The sequence below is a fragment of the Methanofollis tationis genome, assembly GCF_013377755.1.
In the GTDB taxonomy this organism is placed as follows: Archaea; Halobacteriota; Methanomicrobia; order Methanomicrobiales; family Methanofollaceae; genus Methanofollis; species Methanofollis tationis.
Map to the genome: position 1 here is coordinate 1,695,602 of NZ_JABXWR010000001.1, position 22,541 is coordinate 1,718,142.

The following is a 22,541-nucleotide window of genomic DNA, read 5'->3' on the forward strand; positions in this document are numbered from 1 at the left end:
TGCGGCAATGTATCCGCTATCGGCCATACCTCTTGAGACATGCGCTATCTGGGACGAATCCGGATTCTGGCCGCCAGGATCTCTGGCTCTGGGCATCGAACTGCTCCATCGTCTCAGCATGGCCGAGGACACCGGTGGCGACACCCTCAGAGCCCTTGCGTCTGAGATGCTTGCCAGGCTGCAGGGGACCTGCACGTCGCGAGAGGAATGTGTCATTACCGATCAGGAAGAGATGATCAGGACAGCGATCGCCTATGGCGTTCCTGTCGCCGGCAGGAGGCCGGAAGATGTGGCGCGGGCGATCACCGGGGTGATCATCGCCGATTATCTTCCCGATCAGAGGTCCCCGTGATCACGGGGATCACACAAATGCTTCATATCGTCAGGAGATTTCCATGAAAACACCCTACGAACGCCTTGCAGACGCTATCAACGCACATACCGCCGTCGTGTTCGGCGTAGCTATGGCTGTATTTCTCATCGCCCTCTTTGGCCTCTCTATGGTGACGATGGAGACCGGGGACGACACCTATATCAACAAAGACACACCAAGAGGCGCACTGCTCTCCCACTACAAAGACACCTACGGCTCAGACGCCATCATGCTCATCTTCGAATGCGACGACGTCACCGATCCTGCTGTCCTGAACTATATCGACCGGCTTGAAGAGACGATCAGGCGGGAGCGGTATATCGACTCGGCCTCGGGCATCACCGATATGATGAAGCAGATCAACGGCGGCGTCCTGCCCGCCTCCATCGCCGAGGTGAGTGCGATCAAGAGCGCGATCCCTGCGGCGACGCTTGAACGGTATCTTCCGTCCTCGATGATGACCATTACGGGCGTCACCCTGGAACCGGGCATCCAGAGCAGCGTCCAGCAGCAGGTGCTGGACAACATCAGGACGATCATCCGCATCTCCAGCCCCCCGCCCGGCCTCACCGTCACCGTGTCGGGCACGCCTGCATTCTCACAGGAGATGAGGCAGGAGATGGGGTCTTCAATGGGCATCCTCATCATGGCAGCGATGCTCCTGATGCTCCTTGCCGTCTCCACCCTCTTCTCCCATGTCAGGTACCGCCTCCTCCCTGTCGTGATCGTTGCCGTCGGGGTGATCCTGACCTTCGGGCTGATGGGGCTCTTCGGGATCCCGATCTCCATGACCGTCATCGGGGCCTTCCCGGTGCTCATCGGGATCGGGATCGACTATGCGATCCAGTTCCATACCCGGTTTGACGAGGAGATGCAGCACGGCACCATTCCCGACGCCGTGCGGGCGACCGTCGCCAATTCCGGGCCGTCCGTTCTGATCGCCATGCTTGCGACCTCGCTCGGGTTTATCGCCATGTTTTTCGCCCCAATCCCGATGATCGCCGACTTCGGGGTCACCTGCGTCATCGGGGTGGTCTGCTGTTATCTTTCGGCCCTGATCATCGTCCCGGTCTTCGGGATCATCACGAAATACCGCGTGAAGGAGAAGACCGAAATACTCGACGACGTGGAAGCCTGCGAACTCTACTGGAAAGGGTGCGAAACTGAATATTTCCACAAAAAAGGTTCCCGCGGCTCCCTGACCGAACATTACAACCGCGCCCTGGGCAGCGTTGCCCTCACGATCGCGAAAAACCCGGTTCCGGTTCTCCTGGTCTTCGGCCTCGTCGCCCTGGTCGGTTTCCAGATGGACGCCTATGTTCCGGTCAACGCCGACCAGGACACCTTTGTCCCCTCTGACATGCCGGCCCTTCTTGATATGCAGAAGGTTACCCGGACGATGGGTTCCACCACCTCGATCCCGGTCATGGTGACCGGAGATGATGTCCTCAGCGCCGACACCCTCCAGTGGATCGACGGATTCGCCACCTACGAACTGGAACGAAACGACAAGATCACCGGGGCGAGCAGCATCGTAACCCTGATCAAACAGTACAACTACGGCGTGATCCCCGATACTGAAGCAGGCGTGAGGGATGTCCTCTCTACGATCCCGGATGAGACAAAGTCCAGATACCTCAACGGAAATATGGAGGCGGTGATCCTGTTCTCTACGGTGGACATGGAGATGGACACCGCACGCTCCATGATCGAAAACCTGGTAAAAGAGGCGGCCTGGTATCCGGCCCCACCCGGGACGACGGTGCGGGTGACCGGGAGCACCGAGATGTTCGCCGCCCTCATAGACGACATCACCAACTCGAAGACGACGATGGTGATCGCCGGCTTCGTCCTGATCCTCGGGTTCCTCCTGCTCGTCTACCGGAAGTTCAACGCCGTCACCCCCTTAATCCCGATTGTCATGATCGTCGGGTGGAACGGGGCGATTATGTACCTGCTCGGTCTGGATTACACTCCCATGACCGCCACCCTCGGGTCGATGACCGTCGGCGTCGCCTCGGAGTACACGATCCTGATCATGGAGCGGTGCGAGGAGGAACTTGCGCGCGGTCTTGGCATCTATGAGGCGATCCAGACGGCTGTCCAGAAGATCGGGATGGCTATTACCGTATCCGGCATGACGACGGTCTTCGGGTTCTCGGCGCTGACCCTCTCTGCCTTCAACATCATCTCGAACTTCGGGATCGTGACGGTGATCACCGTCGGGTTCTCGCTTGTGGGCGCGATCCTGGTGATGCCGGCCGTGCTCGCCGTAATGTACCGCTACTCCCACCCGCACGCAGTGAACGCCGCCGAGATCCCGGCGGCATAACTCCTTTTTTTATCGGTGGCAGGGGCCGCGGTCGCGATCAGCAGACGTATTTATTATGCAAGACCGGCAGAATTCCCCTCTAACGACCATGGTACAGACCACTCCGCCCGCGCCCTTCGATCGGAGGGCGGCATATCTGATCATCCTGCTCTTTGGCGCCGTGAGTCTCTGCGGCGATATCATCTATGAAGGAGCGAGGAGCGTCAGTGGTCCCTATCTATTTGCCCTCGGGGGATCGGCGCTCGTTGTCGGGACTGTGGCCGGGCTGGGGGAATTTATCGGATACGCTCTCCGCCTTGTTTCAGGTCGCCTTGCCGACGCCACGCGCCGCTACTGGACGTTCACGTTCCTTGGCTATGGCATGCTGATCGCCGTCCCCCTCCTTGCCCTTGCCGGTTCATGGGAGGTGGCCGCCCTCCTGTTTATGATTGAACGGATGGGAAAGGGGATCCGGGCACCGGCGAAGGATGCGATCCTCTCAAATGTGACGGCAGGCGTCGGACGGGGCTGGGGTTTTGGCATCCACGAAGCCCTCGATCAGATCGGTGCGGTCATCGGTCCTGTCATCATCTCGGCCGCATTTTTTCTGCGTGGTGATTACAGGGTCGGATTTGCCCTCCTGCTCATTCCCTTCGCCATGATGATGATCGCCCTTACCCTCACCAGGAGCAGGGCACCGGCACCGGCGGCGATCGAGACTGCAACCAGACCGGCGCCGCAGGCCCCGCCCACCCGGGCGCTCGTCCCTTACGGGATCTTCACCGCCCTCACTATGGCTGGCTTTGTCGCCTTTCCGCTCGTTGCCTACCACTTCGCGACGACCGGCATCGTCTCTGAGGCACAGATCCCCCTGTACTATGCTGTTGCGATGGGTGTCGACGCCGTGGTCGCCCTCGCCGCAGGGCGGGCCTACGACCGCGTCGGTCTCTCTGTGCTCGCCGCCGTCCCGGTGCTCGGCATCGCCGTTCCCTTTCTCGCCTTCAGTCTCTCTCCTTTATGGACGCTCGCCGGTGCCACCCTCTGGGGGGCCTCAATGGGCATCCAGGAGACCGTAATGCGTGCGGCGATCGCCGATTACACCCATATCTCAAAGCGCGCTCTGGCCTATGGGATCTTCAACACGATCTATGGTGCAGGATGGTTTCTGGGCAGTGTCGTTCTCGGATGGGCCTACGAGATCTCAATTCCGCTTGTTATTGGCTTCGCTGCAGGGGCGCAGATCCTGGCCCTGCCCATTTTTTTCCAGGCGAAACGGATGATGGAAGCGTTGAGGCACTGAATACTCACGCCAGACCAGACAATCTGGTGATACCAGGGCAAAGAACAGAGCGATCGGATTCAACAGAATGTTCAAAAAGAAAGAGGGCCGGGGCCGAGACTCGAACCCGGGTCGGGGGATCCACAGTCCCCTAGGATGACCAACTACCCCACCCCGGCAAAATACTCTTAAAATGTTGTATGATTCCACAGATTAACCTATCGGATGAACCGGGGACACGCAGGCGAAATCAGGCCCCTGATGCCCCCTCTGACAGCCCCGCGCGGGCACGGGAGAGCATTAATAGGGGTGGATACCCTAATAGATCAGCACATACACGGGATTTCCCGGAATCGGGGCCCGGAGATAAGGGGGCGCGGGAGATGGCAAAGAAGAAAAAGGCAGAGAAAGAGAGTGAAGGTTCGAAGATCAGGACGCCGATCGTCTGTGTGCTCGGCCATGTCGACCACGGGAAGACCTCCCTCCTCGACTGGATCAGGGGCTCCTCGGTCGTTTCCGGCGAGGCCGGGGCGATCACCCAGCACATCGGGGCGACGCTCGTCCCGCTCGATGCCATTGCACGGATGAGCGGAGCCCTCAAGAATCTCCAGATCAATGTTCCCGGCCTTCTCTTCATCGACACCCCGGGCCACCAGGCCTTCACGACACTCAGGGCACGCGGCGGCGCCCTTGCGGACATGGCAATCCTGGTTGTCGACATCAACGAGGGCTTCCAGCCCCAGACCATCGAGGCGCTTGAGATCCTCCGCACCTACCGCACGCCCTTCGTTGTCGCCGCCACCAAGATTGACCGTATCCACGGCTGGCGGGTAAACCAGAACGCACCCTTCAAGACCACATTTGCGACCCAGGGCGACCGGGTGAAGCAGGTCTTCGAGACCAGAACCTACGAGTTGATCGGCAAACTCTCTGAGATGGGATTCAACTGCGAACGCTTCGACCGGGTGAGCGACTTCGCCCGAAACATCGCCATCGTCCCGGTCTCGGGGATCACCGGCGAAGGGGTGCCCGACCTCCTGATGATGCTCATCGGTCTCGCCCAGCGCTATATGACCGATGCCCTTGCGGTATCGGTCGACGGTCCCGGCGTGGGCACGGTGCTCGAGGTGAAGGAGGAGCGTGGGCTTGGCATGACCCTCGACGTGATCCTGTACGACGGCGTGATCGGGGTCGGCGACGAGATCGCCGTCGCTACTGCTGAAGGGGTGCTCAACCCGAAGGTGCGCTCACTCCTCAAACCGAGGCCGATGTCTGAGATCCTTGTCGAAGAGAAGTTCGAACGGGTGAAGTCCGTCACGGCCGCTGCCGGGATCAAAGTCTCTGCTCCCCACCTCGAGGGCGTGATCGCAGGCTCTCCCCTCAGGGTCATTCCTGACCCGGCAGGGCGCGACGCCATCAACGAGGAGGTGCGCCGCGAGGTCGAGGAGATCCATGTCAATCTTGCCGATGAGGGAATCTTCATTAAAGCCGACACCATCGGTGCCCTTGAAGCCCTTGCAAAGGAACTCGAAGATCATGAGATCGGGATCAGGAAAGCCGAGGTTGGTCCGGTCTCGCGCCACGACCTGATCGAGGTCGGGACCGTGAAGGATCCATTCCACGCTGTTCTTCTCGCATTCAATACGCCGATTCTTCCTGACGCCGTCGAGATCCTCAAAGACCCCTCGAACAAGGTCACGCTCTTCTCGGGCGACATCATCTATCGGCTCATCGAAGACTACACCGAATGGGTCAAGGAGCAGCAGCGCCGGATCGAGGCCCAGCGCTTCGAGCACATCGTGTTGCCGGCGAAAATATCCATCCTCGAGGGATGTGTCTTTCGCCAGAGCAATCCGGCGGTCGTCGGTGTCAGGGTGCTCGGCGGCAAGTTGAGGAACGGCGTTTATCTGGTGCGCCGCGACGGCAAACGGATCGGGCAGCTGAAGAATATTCAGGTCCGGGGAGAAAACGTCTCTGAAGCGGAGGCCGGAGCGGAAGTTGCAGTTTCCATCGATGGCCCGACGATCGGGCGGCAGATCAGTGAGAATGACGAACTCTTTGCAGATATCCCGGAACACCACGTAAAAGTGCTGGAAAAGGAGATGCTCGGGAGTCTGAAGCCCGGCATGCGCGAGGTGCTTGAGGAGTACACCGCGATGCGGAGGAAGGACGAGCCCTTCTGGGGCAAGTAGTATTTAATATACGAGTACCCAATTTTATAGACACGTCTGATAGCATCAGGTCGAGAAGGAGCCAGAGATAATGGTCGATTTCAAAGTTGTCGTATCTGACAGAAAAGCTGGCCGCGCCTACAATATTGAGGCAAGCGGGGCGGCAGCATCAGCATTCGTCGGAAAGAAGATCGGGGACAAGGTCGAGGGCGCGCCTCTCGGCCTTGCCGGATACAGCCTTCAGATTACCGGGGGATCTGACCGGACCGGGATTGCCGCACGCAAAGACCTGCCGGGTGCAGGCCGCAGGAGAATCCTTCTCTCGAAGGGGTTCGGCTTCCACCCTGAGCATGAGGGTGAGCGGAGGAGAAAGACTATTCGCGGTAACGAGATCACGCAAGACTTCGTCCAGATCAACGCGGTCGTCGCAGCCTATGGCGAAAAGTCCATGGACGAACTCCTCGGCAAGGCCGAAGCAGCACAAAACTAAAAAATATCCTATTTTTCCCTGAGAAGATTCTCGCGGAGTGCAGGCAGGAGGTCGGACCACCCGACCCCGTATGTCCGCGCCAGCAGCACAGCAGCAGCTTCCACTCTCAGGTTCCCATCAAACTCCTCGATCGCCCGGTTCATCGCGGCAACCACCTCCTGTTCCTTCTGCCCGGTTTCCCTGGCGATCCGCGCCACGAGATCGCTACAGGGGTTTGGGGCGGCGAAAATCTCTTCTCCCGGCCTGAAACCGAGGGGGATCGAGACCGAGGAGACATCGAAGAGCGGCGATATTTTCCCCCCGTCAATCCTTACAAGCCCCGCAGACGCGGCAAGACGTAAGACCGTATGCGCCTGATCGACATTCATCCATTTTCTGTCCAGAGCAAGGAAAAAAACGAACTGGTTTTTGTCGAGATCGCCCCGGTGCATCTGTTTGAAGGGGGCGGCGACCGTGACCTTCAGGCTCACTCGCAGGCACCCTTCAGGAGATCTTTCAGGCCGAGTGCGTCCATCGAACCGGCTGTTCCTTCCTTGACGACAAAGACTTCCGACTGCGCCCCCCGATCGACGATCCTGACCAGAAAGACGATCTCTGAGATTGGGCGACGCCCCTCGGCCTGCAGGAGCGTCTCGTGGATCGAGATCCTGAAATCCGCAGACTCGGTCACCTCGTCGGCAAGGCGCGGCAGGAGGTCCACCGGGAGAAAGCGTGTCCGATCGTCGGCGATCTCGAGAAGAATATCGTGCTTGTAAAGGTTGGCGTCGCGTCGCTGGTTGGTATGAGTGCGGTGAAGGGCGGCGATCCGCCCGATTGCCCGTGCGAACGGCTCACCGATGGTGAAGTTCAGATCGAAACGGCTGGGAAACCGGTAGTATACTCTGCGCATCATACAGGTATGGGCAACAGGATCAGATAATCTCTGCTGATCGTCCATGCAGGGATCGTCTTGCCAGGCGGCGCCGGGCGAAAGTTCCATATGGGTCTGGAGAAGAGAGGGGGACTGTTGGCCTGCGGGCCCTCGTGGCGGCCTGATCCGGTCAATGGGGGAGGATCAACAGATGGAGAGTTACCGGGCAATTTTTCACCTTGACGAGCCTGCAAAGGCTCCTCTTGTCTTTGCGAATCTCGGGAACCTTCTCGATGACCTCGGCGGGTCCGTTGTCGTCGAAGTGGTGGCGAACAGCGAGGGGGTGAAGGTCTTTCTTCTCACCGGACAGTACACCGCCCGGTTTCGTGAATATGCGGAGCAGGGGGTGCAGTTTGCGGTCTGTGCCAACAGTCTGCGGGCGCTTGGATTTACGCGGGATGATTTTCCGCGGGCGGTCCGGGTGGTGCCCTCTGGTGTCGGGGAGATCGTGCGGCGGCAGGCCGAGGGCTACGCCTATATCCGGCCATAAAAGCAGCGGAACAAAAAAAGGGTTATTCGATCAGGACGGCGTTGACGACGCCGTCCTGTCCGGGGCGGCTTGTGATCCGTGCGCGCCCGATCTCGGTCCTGATGATCGCACCGCGGGTGAGGAGGTTCCGGCGCACATAGTTGATGTTTGCCGGGTTTGCCTCTACGGTCTGGATGGTGACCTTCTTTGTTTCGCCGGTCGCGGGGCTCGAGACTGCGGCGACATTCGCACGCAGCGCCCGTACCTTCACGTTTCCGCCGTGAACCCGCATAAGCCGGTTCCTGTTCTCGCCTACATGCGTCTCCGCCGGTGCGCGGCCGCGCTCAAAGCGCTTCTTGCCGCACGCCAGGTGGTTCCTTCCGCCGGTCAGGCGCCGGACTGATCTACCTTGCCACTGTATAGTATCACCTCAGGTGTTCTTTCTGTGAGACCGATAATCCCTACCAGAGTGCTATATATATTCTTGCTCATCGGATTTAAATCCGATCACTCAAGAATGGCGTCGAGAAGGGCGGCAACGCCCTCGCCTGTCTTCATATTTGTCCTGAAGATCTTCATCTCTGGATTGTACCGCCGCATGTCCGCCTCCATTCGGTCCATATTGCAGCCAACCAGCGGGGCGAGGTCGGTCTTGTTGATGACGCCGATCGAACCGCCGCGGAACATCATCGGGTGCTTGTTCACCACGTCGTCGCCCTCAGTCGAGGAGACGATGACGATCCGTTTCTCGGCCCCGAGGGCAAAGTCGGTCGGGCAGACCATGTTGCCGACATTCTCAATGAAGAGCACGTCGATTTTGTCGAGAGGCAGGTGGTCGATTGCGTGCTCGACGAGGTGGGCGTCGAGGTGGCACTCGGTCCCGGTATTGGCGTTGACGGCCGGGATGCCCAGGGCCACTATCCGCTTGAAATCGTCGTCGCCATAGACGTCGCCGGCGATCGCCCCGGCTGCAAGGCCGCGGGCGGCGAGGAGAGGCACAAGTTGCTCGATCAGGGCCGTCTTCCCCGATCCGATCGCACCGAGGAGGTCGAACGCCCTGACCCCGTGTTCCTTCAAGTGGGCAGCGTTGGCAGCGGCGAGACGGTCGTTCGCCGCGTACACATCCTTCTCGATCCTGACGTCGATGTGGTGCATACAGATGGGTATGAGGGAGACGGCTATATAGATTCACCATCTACCTAATGAACAATGGAACGTCTGTGCATCCTCTATCCCTGCTATTTTCAGGCCGGGCTGAAGCGGGCTGAGGGGCGGCGCGTCCCCCGGGGCCGAGCCGTAAAGAGCCTCACCCTCATGGAACTCGAAGCAGCGCTGAAAAAATGCGGCTATCCCTACCGGGTCGAGGAGAAACACCACCCGGCACACTGGCACAAACGTGAGGGGCGGGTGGCGGTGACCTGCACTGAACCGAAGGGCGATGTCATACGGAAGGTGGCGCAGGCCATTGAGGTGAAGCGATGAGCGGGCTCTACGACCTGCACACCCATACCACGATGAGCGACGGCGAACTCCTCCCCATCGAGCTGGTCCGCCGCCTCAGCGTGCTCGGCTACGAGATCGTTGCCATCGCCGATCACGTCGACTGCACGAATATCGCGCAGGTAATCGCCGCCACCGCATGCCTGAAGAAGAGCGCCGCGCGTTATGGCGTCCGTCTCCTCAGCGGGGTGGAGATCACCCATGTCCCCCCGGAGGAGATCGCCGAACTCGCAGCCTATGCACGCGATGAGGGGGCAGACATTGTCGTCGTGCATGGCGAGTCGCCGGTGGAGCCGGTCGCCCCGGGTACAAACCATGCCGCCTGCTCGTGTGCCGATGTGGACATCCTCGCTCATCCGGGTTTCATCACCCCTGAGGATGCACGCCTCGCCGCGAAGAACCGGGTCGCTCTTGAGATCACCTCGCGAAATGGGCATAACCGGACGAACGGCTATGTAGCGGTGGCGGCGCGGGAGGCGGGCTGCATGATTGTGGTGGACTCGGATGCCCATGCGCCCTCGGACCTTCTCGGTCGTGAGGCAAAAGTGGCAGTAGCACGCGGGGCAGGGCTAACAGAGGAAGAAGTTACGAGATCGCTATCCCTGAAAATTGTTTCGGATTTACTCGCGAGATAATCTGTATTTATAGTTTATCGATATCTTTAAATATTGATAAATCCCATTTATAAATATCACTCCACCTGAGGGGGAGTTCTTATGGGGTATTCTATTGAAACTGGTGGGGCCCATTATTAAAATTTGCGGTTCTCATACGCTGATCCTCAGATGCGACGCTGCGCAGTTGCCCCGCCTCTATGGTGACGTGCTCGATAGGCGCCTCAAGCCAGTTGGAAAGGTTGTGGATATCTTCGGGAATGTATCCTCGCCATATGCTGCAGTCTCCTGCAGAGGGGGCTGCAGCGGGCGCCTGGGAGAGAAACTCTATACAAAAGGTGACGGGAAATGGCAGAAATCGAAAAACTGAAAATGCTTCAGAGCGAGCGCGAGGCCCTCAAAAAAAGGTCGCGTACCGCGGTCACGGAGCAGGTAAAGAAGCGCGAGGAGGCGACGGAAAATGTATGCCCCGAGTGCGGCAGCCGCCAGCTCGTCCATGATTATGAACGGGCCGAACTCGTGTGCAAGAGCTGCGGGTTGGTCATCGACGAGGAGTTCATCGACCGCGGCCCTGAGTGGCGTGCCTTCGACCACGACCAGCGGGTGAAGCGCTCCCGTGTCGGGGCTCCGATGACCTTTACGATCCATGACAAGGGTCTCTCGACGATGATCGACTGGCGCAACCGGGACAGTTACGGCCGCGCCATCTCGTCGAAGAACCGGGCGCAACTCTACCGTCTGCGCAAGTGGCAGAGACGGATCCGCGTCTCGAACGCCACCGAGCGGAACCTCGCCTTCGCCCTCTCCGAACTGGACCGGATGGCCTCGGCCCTCGGTCTTCCAAGGAACGTGCGGGAGACCGCCGCGGTGATCTACCGCGACGCCGTGGACAAGAACCTCATCAGGGGCAGGTCCATTGAAGGGGTCGCCGCCGCCGCCCTCTACGCCGCATGCCGGCAGTGCTCGGTGCCCCGCACCCTCGACGAGATCGCCGAGGTGTCCAGGGTTTCCAGAAAAGAGATCGGGCGTACCTACCGGTTTATCTCGCGTGAACTTGGCTTGAAACTCCTGCCGACCTCTCCGATCGACTACGTGCCGCGGTTCTGCTCGGGCCTCACCCTGAAAGGTGAGGTGCAGAGCCGCGCCGTAGAGATCCTGCGTCAGGCCGGCGAGCGCGAGCTGACGAGCGGCAGGGGGCCGACCGGTGTTGCGGCCGCCGCTATCTACATCTCCTCGATCCTCTCGGGGGAGCGGCGGACCCAGCGCGAGGTCGCAGAGGTCGCCGGGGTGACCGAGGTCACCATCAGGAACCGGTACAAGGAACTCGCAGAGAAACTCGATATCGAGATCATTCTCTGATCTCTTTTTTTATCGTCCGTGCGCGCGTGTACACCGCGCTCCCCATCAACCTGCACCGCCCTGATGTCGCCATCAGGAAGGGATATAAAGGAACGGGGGCAACATTATCAGGCAGGATCAGGCATTGTGCCGGTCGCGGGCTCGTAGATCAGGGGAAGATCGCATCGTTCGCAACGATGAGGCCGCGGGTTCAATTCCCGCCGGGTCCACTCGCTTTTTGCAGTATAAAAATCGAGAGCGTGAAGCCTGAAAAATGAGATGAAGGGGCTCAGCGCCTCCCCTTCAGGCCGAGCGCCATCACTCCGACCGCCGCAAGCGCCGCTCCCCACCAGACCGGGCTCTTTTGCGGCGTCGTTTCGGTCGGTGTTCCTGGTTCGGCGGTCGTCGAAACCGGTGTGCCTGAGATCGCGCTCCCTGGTGCCGTTACATTCCTGAACGTTCCTGCATCGCCGGGCTCCTCTGACGCAACCGTCCCGACCGGCTCCACCGTCATGGTCCGGCCGCCGGCCACCGCGAAGTACGAGAACCCGGGCGAGGTCGCACGGAAGTACACCCGGCCGTTCTCCTCCCTGAGCACCTCGGTCGGAAGCGCTGCCCATGCCCCGTCGCGGTAGCGCCAGAGGCTGATATCGCCGGGTGAAAGCCCCTGCTCCTCCAGCCAGGCCGTCGATACCTCGAAGGTGAATGCTGCCCCTGCGATTGCATCGTCGGTGGTGTAGGTGAGGTTTGCGACGAGATACTGGTAGACTGGCGCCTCCAGTCCGGCAGGCCCGGAGGATGCCGGGGCAATGGTCACCATGATCCCGTCGATCCGCTGCCCTGCCGTGACGCTGACCCCGGTCACCGCCGATCCGGTAAAGTGCAGGGATGTGGTCTCACCGGGGTTCAGGTTGCCTGAGGCGGCGAGGCCACCGTCTGAAGAGGAGTCGCCGCCATCTGAGGGCGGTGTGGCCGGGTAGGCCTCGAAGCGCTCCATCAGCGGGTAGCGATCGGTTTCATTCGCCGCGATTACAAACGGCGTATCGCCGATACCGTCGCCGTCCGCATCGATGCCTCCATACGCGCTCCAGTGGTTTCCGGTGAAGTTTGTCTGTCCGGTCCCGCGGTACCAGTAGGCGATCGGATCGGGTGAGTGCCAGGTGTTCCCGGTCTGGAAGGCTGCTGCGGACGCACAAGAGACGCTTGAAACCTGAACAACCCCGTCAGAGAGACCGGAGAATGGCCTGGTGAGGGCATAACTGTGCTCTCTCTCCGGGAGGGGCAGGGCAGAGGAGAGAGATGCCGGGCCCGGTGCCGGAAGGACGATGGTATTGCGGTAGATCAGATTGCCTCTGAGGCCATCCACAGAGAAATCCATCCCGGAGAGATCCAGCAGGTTTTCTCTGACCGTGCTGTTGGTGAGCGAACTGATCTCCCCCGTCCTCAGAGGGCCGCCGGAAGAGGTGAAATTGATGGTGTTTCCGGTGATTTCAGCTCCTGAGACGTTGTACAGCCCCATGCTGGACCCGCCGAGGCCGGTCAGCGTGGTGCCGACGAGGCTGCAGTTCTCTGCCCTCTCGATATTGATCAGCCACTCGTCTGTCCTCGATGCGGTGATTGAACAGCCCTCGATGGCGATCCCGCTGGCGTTGGAGAGGTGTATCCCGTCATAGGCGCCGGAGATGGTGCACCCCTCGATGCTACTCTCCTGCGTCGAGAGGAGACTGATGCCGCACCCGGTCTCCTGAAGGGCGAGGCCCTCAATCTTCATCGAGTCACAACCGACGCAGCAGACCGCACCCGCATTGCTGGAGGGATTGATCGTCATCCCTGAGATTCCCTCAAGGTAGACGATCGGGCGCCCCTCGACGATGTTGGAGGTATCGATGCTGTTTTTGGGCGCCGGGTCGTCGCCATAATAAACGAAGTTCCAGGCGTTCTCTCCCATTATGTTGCCCTGCATCGTAGTATTGGCGGTATAATAGAGACTGATCCCCTGTCCGTCGCTCTCCTGGACAGTGTTGCCCTCCAGTATGGCGCTGTCGGTCTCGTCGAGCTCGATGCCAAGGCGGCTGTTGTTATGGACTCTGTTGCCAGCAACGACGGTCCTGGACGAGTTCCAGAGGATCATGCCATAGAGGTTCTCAGAGATCTCGTTGCCCTGGATGACCGCACCCCCGGCACCAGATACAAAGACGCCGCATGCACCATTCTGGTATGATGAGCAGTTCTCGATGAGGGCGCCGTCCCCCAGGACCAGGATGCCTGCGTTGTAGGCGTCCGGTTGGAAGACCTGACTCGCGCCCGTTACAGCGATGCCGGAAAGGTGGACGCCGTCGGCGGTGACCGTGATCGCCGACCCGCTCCCGGCGGCATTCACGACCGGCATGCCAATGCCGACGATCGTGACCGATGATGTGATGTTCAGGTGCTCATCATAGGTGCCGTTCTCCACGACAATCGTCTCGCCGCCATCGGCGGCGTTGATCGCCGCCTGGATGGTGGGGTAGTCCCGCGGCACCACGATGGCGTCGGTGGTGAACGCCTTGATGCAGGCGTTGGTGTCAGGGAAGATCGTGGTCAGGTCAGTCCATATCTCGCCGTCGACACTCACATAACTCTCTCCGGGCGATGCGGTGGCATTGGAGGAATACCCCGCGATTGGCATCTCCACGACGAGGGGGTAGGTGTCGGTCAGGGCAGTGATCTCCAGGACCACCGAGAAGGTCTGGCCCGGCGAGAGGAAGACCGGGTCGGGGAGCGGGACGGTGTGGTAGCCCGGGAGGGTGGCGGTGCCGGAGACCTGCGCAACGGTGACAGGTGTGGTGCCCGTCGGGGTGTTGATGGAGCGCAAGACGGAAACGGTGTAGTCGGTGCCGGGTTCACGGGTGTAGAAACCTGCTGCCCGCAGGTCCTCGTAGTCTCCGGCCGTGAAGACATTCGCACCATAGATGGTGGTGGAGCCGGTTGCGCCGACATTCTCTGTCCAGCCCAGGGGGTCGTACTGGTAGATGTGTTCCAGGGAATCCGCGGCCTCCCCGGTGAAGAGAACTGAACAGAAGTCGCGCCGGTCCCCGACAAAGGTGGAGTTCCTGTCCCAGAACCTGCCGGGTTCTGGCTGGTAATATGAGATATAGAAGTAGCCGCCGTCGCCGACCCCCTCGCCCCAGGAGTTTTTGGCGATGAAGGCACCGTCGCCGGGCGGCGTGACGCTGAAATTCTCCGCCGGGTAGTTGTCGTCCCAGCCGACGAGGGCGACGGCATGGCCGCCGTCGCTCTGATACGCGCCGTCGCCGGGGCGGTAGTAGGTCAGGTAGTTGTCGGCAAAACAGGACCAGTTGATAATGAACCCCACCCAGAGGGCCCCCTCCTCGCGGATCGTCTCCTTCATCGGGCCGTTGTCGAGCGGCCCATCCCGCGGCGGGAGGAACGTGATATTCTGGACGTGGACCCCCGGCGAAAGATCGGTCGGCGAGTCGTTTGATGGCACAGGCAGGAGATAGGGGTCGTCGGTCTCGTTCACCGGCCCGGACCAGCGTGTGAGGTAGGCGGTGGACATGAAGGCCTGACCGCCGTCTCCTGGACCACGATCGAAGCCGCCGTAGAGGTTTGAGCAGAGGTTCTTCATGTTGCTCTCGGAGAAGTCCCATGCAGTGCCGGTGCTGGTGAGCAGCGCCGATTCAAGGGAGGCATAGGTGGCGAACGCCCAGCAGCTCCCGCTCTTCCCCTGGTCCTGCACCGGCGTGACCCTCCCCTCGTCCCTTAAGTCGAAGGATGCGGGGAGGGCGCTCGACCCGACAGAATCGATGGACTGAACCGACCAGACCGGTGTTGCAGGTGCCGGGCAAAGACCGGTCAGGGGATAGCGGAATTCTTCAGGGGACGGGGCAATACTGCAGGTCTGCATGGCGCCTTCTGCCGCCGCCTCCTGCCCTTCGAGGTATTCCAGGAAGGCAGGGTTGAGCGGTGCGGCCTCAATCGTCGCTCCTGATATACCCGGGACGGCAAGGAGGGCGATCAGGGTGCAGAGCACCAGAGAATAAAACCGTGTGTTTGTTTTCATGGAGAACACCTGATGGGAGTACGTTCAGAAAATTATGATTGAGGAGAATTGCGATTAACTCCTCCCTGCCATCAGATACTCGCTCCCGACTGCCCTCTTCCCCTCGCTGTTCAGCCGTTTCCTTCCTGAACCCCTGCATTTAGAGGGTTTTTTGGATTTTCTCGAGAGCTATCGCTCGGCAGCTTGCGCTTTGAGGGTAAGAAGTTGCCTGAAGTTGAAATTCATGCAGGAGAAGATGTTCTTGACGTGCACTCTGGCAACCGTCGTGACCATGAGGTGGCCTGCATGGAACACCCGCTTGATCACGGCAAACGGTCGTTCCACCAGCGATCGTGTTCTGCTGATGGCCTTGTTCCGCCGGTTCTCCTTGATGGAGAGGGGATGGTTGCGAACGGCCCGGTGCATGGTCTTGTCCATAGATGCCTGCGGTTTCACCCCAAAATAGCCTTTATCGCGATAGACCGTCTCACCTTCCCGGGAGAGATCGATCCTGCTGTCATGGAGTGACGCCGTGGTGGTCTCAATCCGGCGGATCAGCTGACTGTCCTTGTCGAGCAGGATGTGAAGTTTGTACCCGAACTGTGACTTCGAGCCCTTCTTGGCCCAGGTGCCGTCGCGGCTGCGCCGCGTCTCTGCCTGATCTCCCCGGGGCGTGCCGGCAGGAGCATGCCCGGGATCGGCGGTGATGAACGTCGCGTCCTGCATGACACCGCGTTTGATGGCGAGCCCTTGTACTTCGAGTTGCCGCTGGAACTCATCCCAGATCGCGGTATCCTTCCCGGTTTGCGCCAAGCGTTCCCGGAACAGCCAGACCGTCGACCGATCCGGAATGGTTTCCGGATATCCCAGGAAGTGACGGAACGAGATCCGGTCGGTCGCCTGACGCTCCAGTTCGGGGTCAGACAGGCCATACCACTGCTGAAGCACCAGCAGCCGGATCATCAGAACGACGTCATAGTTCGGACGGCCGCCTCGCCCCTCGGCGTTGGTGTAGAGGTCAGCAAGGAGAGGGCGGAAGGCATCCCAGTCGATCAGACCGCTGACCTCACCCAGCCGATCACCCAGAGCTGCAAGGCTGGCATATTCGTGGTGGATCGCGAAATTGGTAAACGTGCTCATGGGAAAAAGGTCGATCCGGGACTATAAAGTACTTTGGGTGAGGTGGGGTTGTTCGAAATTCTCTGAGATATGATATATCAACAAATCGTATCTATTAGTTTACAAATATATCTGATTTGTATTTTTTACATGCATGCTGGATTCAAAAAGTGCAATAATATGGTTTATCTGGCTTTTTTCCCTGGCCTCCTCCCACCCGATCAAAAGGGGAAGGGTGATATCCTCCTGGCATCGAATATTCCCCGGGAACTGACCATGAAATACGAGATCATCGGTGACAACCTGCAGATGGTGAAACTCACCCTTGTGCAGGGCGAGCGGGTCAATGCCGAGGCCGGCGCCATGGTGAACATGAGCGGGAACATGCAGATGGACTCCCACCTCAAGGGCGGACTGCTTGGCGGCCTGAAACGGGCGCTCACAAATGAGAGCCTGTTTCTGACCGAGTTCACGCCGCAGGGGGGGAGCGGTTTCGTCTCCTTCGCCGGGAACGTCCCGGGCCGGATCTTCCCGGTCGACGTCACCGGCAGGGAGTTCATCGCCCAGAAAGACGCCTTCCTCTGCGCAGAAGAGGGCGTGCACCTCGACATCGCCGTAACCAAAAAGATCCGCTCGGGCTTTTTCGGCGGCGAGGGTTTCATCCTCCAGCGCCTTTCGGGTTTGGGGACTGCCTTCCTCCACTGCTGCGGTGACACCATCGAGATGGACCTGGCCGCGGGGGAGGTCGTGAAGGTGGAGACCGGGCTCGTCGTCGGCTTCGAGGCCACGGTGGACTACTCCATCCAGCTTGCAGGAGGCGTGAAGACGGTCTTTTTCGGCGGCGAAGGGCTCTTCCTGACCACCCTCACCGGTCCGGGCAGGGTGGTCCTCCAGTCGATGGACATCGCAAAACTCGCCACTTCCCTGATCCCGTTCCTCCCCCAGAACTCTTCCGGGAAGTGAGGCGGCAGGTCCAGGAGCAGGGGCTGCTCACCCTCTTTTTCTCTCCCTGGCAGGTGCGCCGGTCACTCCTCCTCTCCTGTGGGCCTGCAGAACTGCCTGAGCAGGTACTCCCCTGCGGCCCCGACGGCGACGATCACCGCCGCCGAGGTGATGACGGCAAGCACGCTGCTCCTGTACAGGCTCCCGACATAATTTCCGGCGGCGATACCGGCCATGACAGCGACGAAGAGGACAAGGATCTCGTTCCTGGGAAGGGGGACCATGCTGATCGGTGGTGCGCCCGCAGAGAAAAAAGAGTGTGCACAGGCAGGAGTGCTCTTACTCCTTCCACAGGTGCATATACCCGCGAGCCGGCAGCGGGGCGCCGTCCGCCGTGACGTCCTGCTCATCCACGACCAGGCCGATCGCCGTCGCATCCACCCCGGTCACCGGGAAATGCTCGGGCGGGACCGTAAAGAGGAGCTCGAAGTCGCCGCCGCCATAGAGCGCGAACTCCCTGCCCTCACCCTCAGGGACGCCCTCGGGCAGGGGGAGACGGGCTGTCTCCACGGCAAACCCGCACCCGTTCACCGCCAGCATATCGTGGAGCGTCAGGGCCAGGCCGTCAGAGATGTCCATCATCGCCGTCGCCCCTGCCTCATTGAGGGCGAGGCCCGCGGCGACCCGCGGCCGCGGTGCGATCAGTCGCTCCCAGAACCGATCGTAGCCGGATAGGGCCGCCTGCGCCCCGCCCAGGTAGCCGGTGACGCAGATCAGATCCCCGGGTCGGGCCCCGCTCCGCCTGACCGGCCGCACCGCGGTCCCGAGGCCGGTGGAGACGATTGTCAGTTCGGTGTGGGCGTCGGTGTCGCCCCCGGCAAGGTCGCAGCCATAGAACCGGCAGCATTCGAGTGCCCCTGCCGTGATCCCGGCCAGGCGTTCGGGGCGGTCGAGGCCGGTCGCAAGGAGCAGGGCGACGGGCCGCGCCCCCATCGCCGCAATATCCGAGATCGTCACCGCCGCCGCCATCCAGCCGATCTCCCGATCTGTCATCCCGGCCGGAAAATCGGTCGTCTCGTGGAGCATATCGGTGGAGAGGACAAGCCACTCCCCGCCGTGCTGGATTGTCGCACAGTCGTCGGCCGTCGCCGCCGCACCGAGGACCGGCACGAGCGAGCGGATCAGCGCCCGTTCATCCATGCCGCCGCACCTCCTTCTCCCGCTCGCTCCTGTACTCCTTGAAGACCTGGTTTAACATCGCCGCCCTCTTCTCCCGCTCATGCTCCTCGACCCGCTCCCCCCATGCGGCGAGGGCAGCGGCGAACCCCTCCTCGTCGGCGGTCCCGATCTTTCCCGAGAGCCGCAGCCCGATCGCCCCGGCCGGAACCAGGGGCAGGGAGGCCGCAAGCGCCGCGGCGATCAGGTGCGGGTCCTGTCCCTCCAGGCTCTTGCCCGGAACGACCACCGCCGCCGCCTTCGCATCGGCGATCTCCCGCACCACGCTGCGCCCCCAGCCGCCGGTCGTCGCAACCGCGATCACGTCACCCTCGACAAGACCGAGGTCGGCGGCCAGGCTGCGGACGGCGTCGTGGGTGAGGGACGCAATCGCCTTCACAGCGACCTGCCCCTCGCCGATCTGTAATTCCTCAACCCGCCGCATCCGCTCGATCCGTTTCCTGAGGCTCTTGTTTCTTTTCTCCTCTTTCCGCAGGAGCGTCCTGAGGTTCGCGATGATCGCCTCCCGCGTGGCAATATCGGTGTCCCGCTGGAGTGTTTTTCCCCGTTCGGAACGTTCGTACCTGATCTGCCGTTTCAGGCTCGCGATCTCCCGGTCCTTCCCGGCGATCCCCTCTTCAAGCTCCTGCACGAACGCCTGCAGGCGGCGGACCTGCCGTTCGAGCTGGACAAGGCGGTCGTCGGCCTGTGCAGGCGGCGTCGGCTGGGGTTGCGGCGACTCGTGGGGTGCGGGCGCGGGCTTCTGCCTGCCCGAGAGATCGGCCAGCACCGCCTCGATCGACCGTCCCCGCAGCACCCCGGCCCGCACCTCGTCGAGGTCGATGCCCGGCGGCACCCGTTTTGCAATGTTCTGGAACTTGTTTTTCAGAGAGCGGTAGGCGTCGAGAGCGGCGGAGACGGCGTCTCGTTCATGGGGGTTCGCATACCCGGTCCCGGCCGTCAGTTCCAGTTTCCCCTCCACCGACCGGTCCTGTGGGGGTACATAGGCGATCGCATTGAAGGCCCGCCGCACCTTCTCCACCGCGTCAGGCATCGGCTGCACGTCGGATGCGATGATCAGGGGTTTTCCGATGCCGGTGATATGCTCGATCACCTCGGCCGTCCCCATCTGTCTGGAAGAAAAGAGTTCTACCACCTCGCCGTCCAGGTCCACCGCCCCGATCCCGGTCGTCGTCCCGGGGTCGATGCCCACGATCAGGTACCTGGGCCTTTTCGTCAGGGGCTCGTACCTGATCCGGTCGAGTCTCCGTCCCTCGATGCGCACCTGCACGTCCGCCGCGGCCGAGGCGCGCACCGGGATCGCATCGCGGGAGGCATAGACCCTGAAGTGTACGCGGGAGAACCCGCCGAAGGCAAGGCGCTCGCTCTTTTCGTAGCGGAGACCGGCCGCCACCAGGTGCCCCTCCACCTCGCGGGCCCGCTCCCGCACCGCTCCGTGCATCTTCCTGACATAGCGGTTCTGGCTCCACCCCCCTTTGCCAGGCGAACGGTGGCGTGAAACCGTGATCTCAGTCGTCTTCTCGAAGGCGATCACCGCCGCCCCGCCCCCGAGGTAGGCGATCCTGGCCGCTGCCCCGGCCTCGGCAAAGGGGTCGGTCCGCTCCACCTGGATGTTGTAGCGCGCTGCCACCTTCTGGAGGGTTTCTTTCCGTTCCCCGCCGGTCACCTGGACCAGCACGGTCCCGGTCGGCAGGGTCTGCATGAACGAGATGAGGTCGTGCTGGTCAGGAGCGAGTTCCTGCACCGAATCGGTGGCAAGGAGTTCGGGCTCTTCAGCGGCGATCATCCGGGAGAGCCTGTACGCCGTCACCTGCGCGGTGGAGATGACCTCGCCGTCCTCGATGACGACCAGCGCATAGACCGGACGGCGGGTCCGCGACCGCACCGACCCTCTGATGATATCGATTCCGAAGACCTTCAACCGACCACCACACCCACCGCCTCCACGGTGGGATAGTCTATCCGGTATTTCCTCTTAAAATACCTGAGCACATTCTCAATATCGCGCTGGAGGATCGCATCGGCGTTCGGGTGCGAACGCCAGATCCACTGCGGCCAGTCGATGATCCATACGCCCTCCTCGCCCACCATGATATTGAACTCAGAGAGATCGCCGTGGATGATATCCTTCCGGTACGCCAGCCGCACGTTCTGGAGGACCTCGTCGAGCACCCCGGCCGGGTCCTCGAGCACGCAGCGGTTGAGGTTTGCGCCCGGCACCTCGGACATCACGAGCACATGGCGGGACCGATCGATCGGCACCGGGACCGAGACATCGGGAGAGAGGCGCTGCAGGGCCAGATACTCCTGCTCGGCAGAGCGGGCCGAGGCGAAGATCCAGGGGCAGTGCCCGGCTTCGGGCATATAGCCGCGGTCTTTTCTGGCCGCCTGGAACGATTGCTGGCCGATATGGTGAAACTTCAGCACCACGGGCCCCAGACCGAGGCCGGCATAGACTTCGGACTCTTTACCTACCCCGATAAGTGAACCAAGGGCAGAAACCGTCCCCCGCTGGCTGAGCGTATGGAGGGCGATCGCATCGTAGCCCGGAAAGATCAGGGCATAGCCCTGGTACGGCACGGCATCGTATCTGACCATGTCCCACTCGATCAACCGCTGCAACCGGTACTCGAGTTCTGAGTCTGAGAGCCTCGTCGCCCCTTTCAGGACGTCGAGCGGCACCCATTCGTAACGCTGCATCATCCGCTCAAGGGTCTGAAGGATGCGGAGGTCGTATTTGTGGAGTAACCTGATATAGTCCGGTGAAAGTGGCATAAATACTACAGGTTATATCAGGCAAACGGATAAATGTATGACCGGGTTGATGCGATGCAGTGCTCAAAGTGTAGACGTGAGGCGATCATCTGGCAGCGCTATTCCGGGCTCCATCTCTGCCGCGAGCATTTCATCGCCGACATTGAGGCGAAAGCGAAACGGGAGATCAGACAGAGGCGGATGATCGCATCGGGCGACGTGATCGCCGTTGCCCTCTCGGGAGGGAAGGATTCGAGCGCCCTCCTTCACTTCCTCACAAAGACCTTCGGGAAGCGCCGTGACCTCTCAATCATCGCTCTCACCGTGGACGAAGGGATCGCGGGATACCGGGATACCGCTGCGGCTCGCCGGATTGCGGAGGAGTGCGGTGTAGCCTGGCACTGCGTCTCCTTCGAGGAGATCGTCGGCACCACCACCGACCGGATCGTGCAGAGGCGGGGCGACGCCCTATCCTGCACCTACTGCGGGGTGATCCGGCGCCACTGCCTCAACACGGCGGCGCGCAGCCTCGGCGCCACCAGACTCGCCATGGGCATGAACCTCGACGACGAGGCCCAGTCGGTGCTGATGAACGCCCTGCGGGGGGACGCCGAACGCATGGTCAGGACGTCGGCGCCGGTGCCGGGCGTCGTGCCGCGGATCAAACCCTTCGCCGCCGTCCCCGAGCGGGAGGTGGCGCTCTATGCCATCCTTCGTTTCGGCGGGTTTACTGAGAGGGGGTGCCCGTACGCCCATAACGCCCTCAGAGCCGACGTGCGGAACCTGCTCAACGACTACGCGTACCGCCACCCGGCCACAAAATACGCCCTCAAAAATCTCGGCGAGCACCTGCCCGCTATCTGCGGGGACACCCCTTCGCGGCTGAGCGTCTGCCCGGAGTGCGGGGAGCCCTGCGGCGAGACCTGCCGCTCCTGCAGTCTGGTCAGGGAGGCGCGGGGCGAATGAGCCGGTCTTCTCCGCCCTCAAAACTGA

21 protein-coding genes and 2 tRNA genes are annotated in these 22,541 nt (G+C 61.2%); 12 read left to right on the forward strand and 11 right to left on the reverse strand.

Annotation, left to right across the window (positions count from 1 at the left end; genetic code table 11):
- Positions 1 to 118: 118 nt before the first annotated feature.
- The 3 genes from HWN36_RS08850 (at position 119) to HWN36_RS08860 (ending at position 3,984) form a co-directional block, all read left to right on the forward strand.
- A complete protein-coding gene (locus HWN36_RS08850; protein WP_176789004.1) occupies positions 119 to 352 on the forward strand; it encodes a hypothetical protein in 234 nt (77 codons plus the stop codon).
- Between the two features lie 43 nt (positions 353 to 395).
- Positions 396 to 2,705, forward strand: coding sequence for an efflux RND transporter permease subunit (locus HWN36_RS08855; RefSeq protein ID WP_176789005.1), 2,310 nt, complete (start codon positions 396 to 398; stop codon positions 2,703 to 2,705).
- Positions 2,706 to 2,793: 88 nt separating this feature from the next.
- Positions 2,794 to 3,984: an MFS transporter gene (locus tag HWN36_RS08860; protein ID WP_176789006.1), complete on the forward strand. Its 1,191-nt coding sequence runs from the start codon at positions 2,794 to 2,796 to the stop codon at positions 3,982 to 3,984.
- Between the two features lie 85 nt (positions 3,985 to 4,069).
- On the opposite strand, the gene HWN36_RS08865 is transcribed toward HWN36_RS08860, so the two are convergent.
- Positions 4,070 to 4,142 (reverse strand) — tRNA-His (locus tag HWN36_RS08865).
- A gap of 204 nt (positions 4,143 to 4,346) precedes the next feature.
- On the opposite strand from HWN36_RS08865, the gene infB reads away from it, so the two are divergent.
- Both infB and HWN36_RS08875 read left to right on the forward strand, forming a co-directional pair.
- Positions 4,347 to 6,155, forward strand: coding sequence for a translation initiation factor IF-2 (infB, locus tag HWN36_RS08870; RefSeq protein ID WP_176789007.1), 1,809 nt, complete (start codon positions 4,347 to 4,349; stop codon positions 6,153 to 6,155).
- 70 nt (positions 6,156 to 6,225) lie between these two features.
- On the forward strand, positions 6,226 to 6,624 hold the full coding sequence (locus HWN36_RS08875; protein WP_176789008.1) for a 30S ribosomal protein S6e: 399 nt from the start codon (positions 6,226 to 6,228) through the stop codon (positions 6,622 to 6,624).
- Positions 6,625 to 6,632: 8 nt separating this feature from the next.
- On the opposite strand, the gene HWN36_RS08880 is transcribed toward HWN36_RS08875, so the two are convergent.
- On the reverse strand, positions 6,633 to 7,094 hold the full coding sequence (locus tag HWN36_RS08880; RefSeq protein WP_176789009.1) for a DUF2240 family protein: 462 nt from the start codon (positions 7,092 to 7,094) through the stop codon (positions 6,633 to 6,635).
- Complete coding sequence (locus HWN36_RS08885) at positions 7,091 to 7,516, reverse strand: hypothetical protein (protein ID WP_176789010.1); 426 nt, start codon at positions 7,514 to 7,516, stop codon at positions 7,091 to 7,093. Before HWN36_RS08885 ends, HWN36_RS08880 begins: the two co-directional genes overlap by 4 nt.
- A gap of 169 nt (positions 7,517 to 7,685) precedes the next feature.
- Here HWN36_RS08885 and HWN36_RS08890 point away from each other — a divergent pair, with 169 nt between their 5' ends.
- A complete protein-coding gene (locus HWN36_RS08890; RefSeq protein ID WP_176789011.1) occupies positions 7,686 to 8,024 on the forward strand; it encodes a DsrE family protein in 339 nt (112 codons plus the stop codon).
- A gap of 22 nt (positions 8,025 to 8,046) precedes the next feature.
- On the opposite strand, the gene HWN36_RS08895 is transcribed toward HWN36_RS08890, so the two are convergent.
- Positions 8,047 to 8,424: a 30S ribosomal protein S8e gene (locus HWN36_RS08895; RefSeq protein ID WP_176789611.1), complete on the reverse strand. Its 378-nt coding sequence runs from the start codon at positions 8,422 to 8,424 to the stop codon at positions 8,047 to 8,049.
- Between the two features lie 86 nt (positions 8,425 to 8,510).
- Positions 8,511 to 9,158: a hydrogenase nickel incorporation protein HypB gene (hypB, locus tag HWN36_RS08900; RefSeq protein ID WP_176789012.1), complete on the reverse strand. Its 648-nt coding sequence runs from the start codon at positions 9,156 to 9,158 to the stop codon at positions 8,511 to 8,513.
- A 54-nt stretch (positions 9,159 to 9,212) separates the two neighbouring features.
- On the opposite strand from hypB, the gene HWN36_RS08905 reads away from it, so the two are divergent.
- From HWN36_RS08905 to HWN36_RS08920, 4 genes are all read left to right on the forward strand, one after another.
- Complete coding sequence (locus HWN36_RS08905; RefSeq protein ID WP_176789013.1) at positions 9,213 to 9,485, forward strand: signal recognition particle subunit SRP19/SEC65 family protein; 273 nt, start codon at positions 9,213 to 9,215, stop codon at positions 9,483 to 9,485.
- Positions 9,482 to 10,138 carry a histidinol phosphate phosphatase domain-containing protein gene (locus HWN36_RS08910; RefSeq protein WP_176789014.1) on the forward strand — a complete coding sequence of 219 codons (657 nt, stop codon included), beginning with the start codon at positions 9,482 to 9,484 and terminating at the stop codon, positions 10,136 to 10,138. The genes HWN36_RS08905 and HWN36_RS08910 overlap by 4 nt, the downstream gene beginning before the upstream one ends.
- A 327-nt stretch (positions 10,139 to 10,465) precedes the next feature.
- Positions 10,466 to 11,476: a transcription initiation factor IIB gene (locus HWN36_RS08915; protein WP_004040199.1), complete on the forward strand. Its 1,011-nt coding sequence runs from the start codon at positions 10,466 to 10,468 to the stop codon at positions 11,474 to 11,476.
- Between the two features lie 137 nt (positions 11,477 to 11,613).
- A tRNA-Ala gene (locus HWN36_RS08920) sits at positions 11,614 to 11,685 on the forward strand.
- 59 nt (positions 11,686 to 11,744) lie between these two features.
- Here HWN36_RS08920 and HWN36_RS08925 read toward each other — a convergent pair.
- Both HWN36_RS08925 and HWN36_RS08930 read right to left on the reverse strand, forming a co-directional pair.
- The gene (locus HWN36_RS08925) at positions 11,745 to 15,518 is read right to left on the reverse strand and encodes a lectin like domain-containing protein (RefSeq protein ID WP_176789015.1); all 3,774 of its coding nucleotides are present in this window, start codon (positions 15,516 to 15,518) and stop codon (positions 11,745 to 11,747) included.
- A gap of 168 nt (positions 15,519 to 15,686) precedes the next feature.
- Positions 15,687 to 16,637: an IS5 family transposase gene (locus HWN36_RS08930; RefSeq protein ID WP_176787388.1), complete on the reverse strand. Its 951-nt coding sequence runs from the start codon at positions 16,635 to 16,637 to the stop codon at positions 15,687 to 15,689.
- Between the two features lie 255 nt (positions 16,638 to 16,892).
- Between HWN36_RS08930 and HWN36_RS08935 the strand changes: the two genes are divergently transcribed.
- Positions 16,893 to 17,579 (forward strand): TIGR00266 family protein, encoded by a 687-nt coding sequence (locus HWN36_RS08935; RefSeq protein ID WP_176789016.1) that lies wholly within the window; start codon positions 16,893 to 16,895, stop codon positions 17,577 to 17,579.
- Between the two features lie 62 nt (positions 17,580 to 17,641).
- Here HWN36_RS08935 and HWN36_RS08940 read toward each other — a convergent pair whose 3' ends face one another.
- Genes HWN36_RS08940 through HWN36_RS08955 form a run of 4 tightly spaced genes read right to left on the reverse strand, consistent with a single transcriptional unit; the run spans position 17,642 to position 21,569 of the window.
- Positions 17,642 to 17,842, reverse strand: coding sequence for a hypothetical protein (locus HWN36_RS08940; RefSeq protein WP_176789017.1), 201 nt, complete (start codon positions 17,840 to 17,842; stop codon positions 17,642 to 17,644).
- Between the two features lie 55 nt (positions 17,843 to 17,897).
- Positions 17,898 to 18,758 carry a thiamine-phosphate kinase gene (thiL, locus tag HWN36_RS08945; RefSeq protein ID WP_176789018.1) on the reverse strand — a complete coding sequence of 287 codons (861 nt, stop codon included), beginning with the start codon at positions 18,756 to 18,758 and terminating at the stop codon, positions 17,898 to 17,900.
- The gene (locus HWN36_RS08950; protein WP_176789019.1) at positions 18,751 to 20,715 is read right to left on the reverse strand and encodes a DUF460 domain-containing protein; all 1,965 of its coding nucleotides are present in this window, start codon (positions 20,713 to 20,715) and stop codon (positions 18,751 to 18,753) included. Before HWN36_RS08950 ends, thiL begins: the two co-directional genes overlap by 8 nt.
- The gene (locus tag HWN36_RS08955; RefSeq protein WP_176789020.1) at positions 20,712 to 21,569 is read right to left on the reverse strand and encodes a serine/threonine-protein kinase RIO2; all 858 of its coding nucleotides are present in this window, start codon (positions 21,567 to 21,569) and stop codon (positions 20,712 to 20,714) included. Before HWN36_RS08955 ends, HWN36_RS08950 begins: the two co-directional genes overlap by 4 nt.
- Positions 21,570 to 21,602: 33 nt before the next feature.
- Here HWN36_RS08955 and HWN36_RS08960 point away from each other — a divergent pair, with 33 nt between their 5' ends.
- On the forward strand, positions 21,603 to 22,514 hold the full coding sequence (locus tag HWN36_RS08960) for a TIGR00269 family protein (protein WP_176789021.1): 912 nt from the start codon (positions 21,603 to 21,605) through the stop codon (positions 22,512 to 22,514).
- The last annotated feature ends 27 nt before the right edge of the window (positions 22,515 to 22,541 follow it).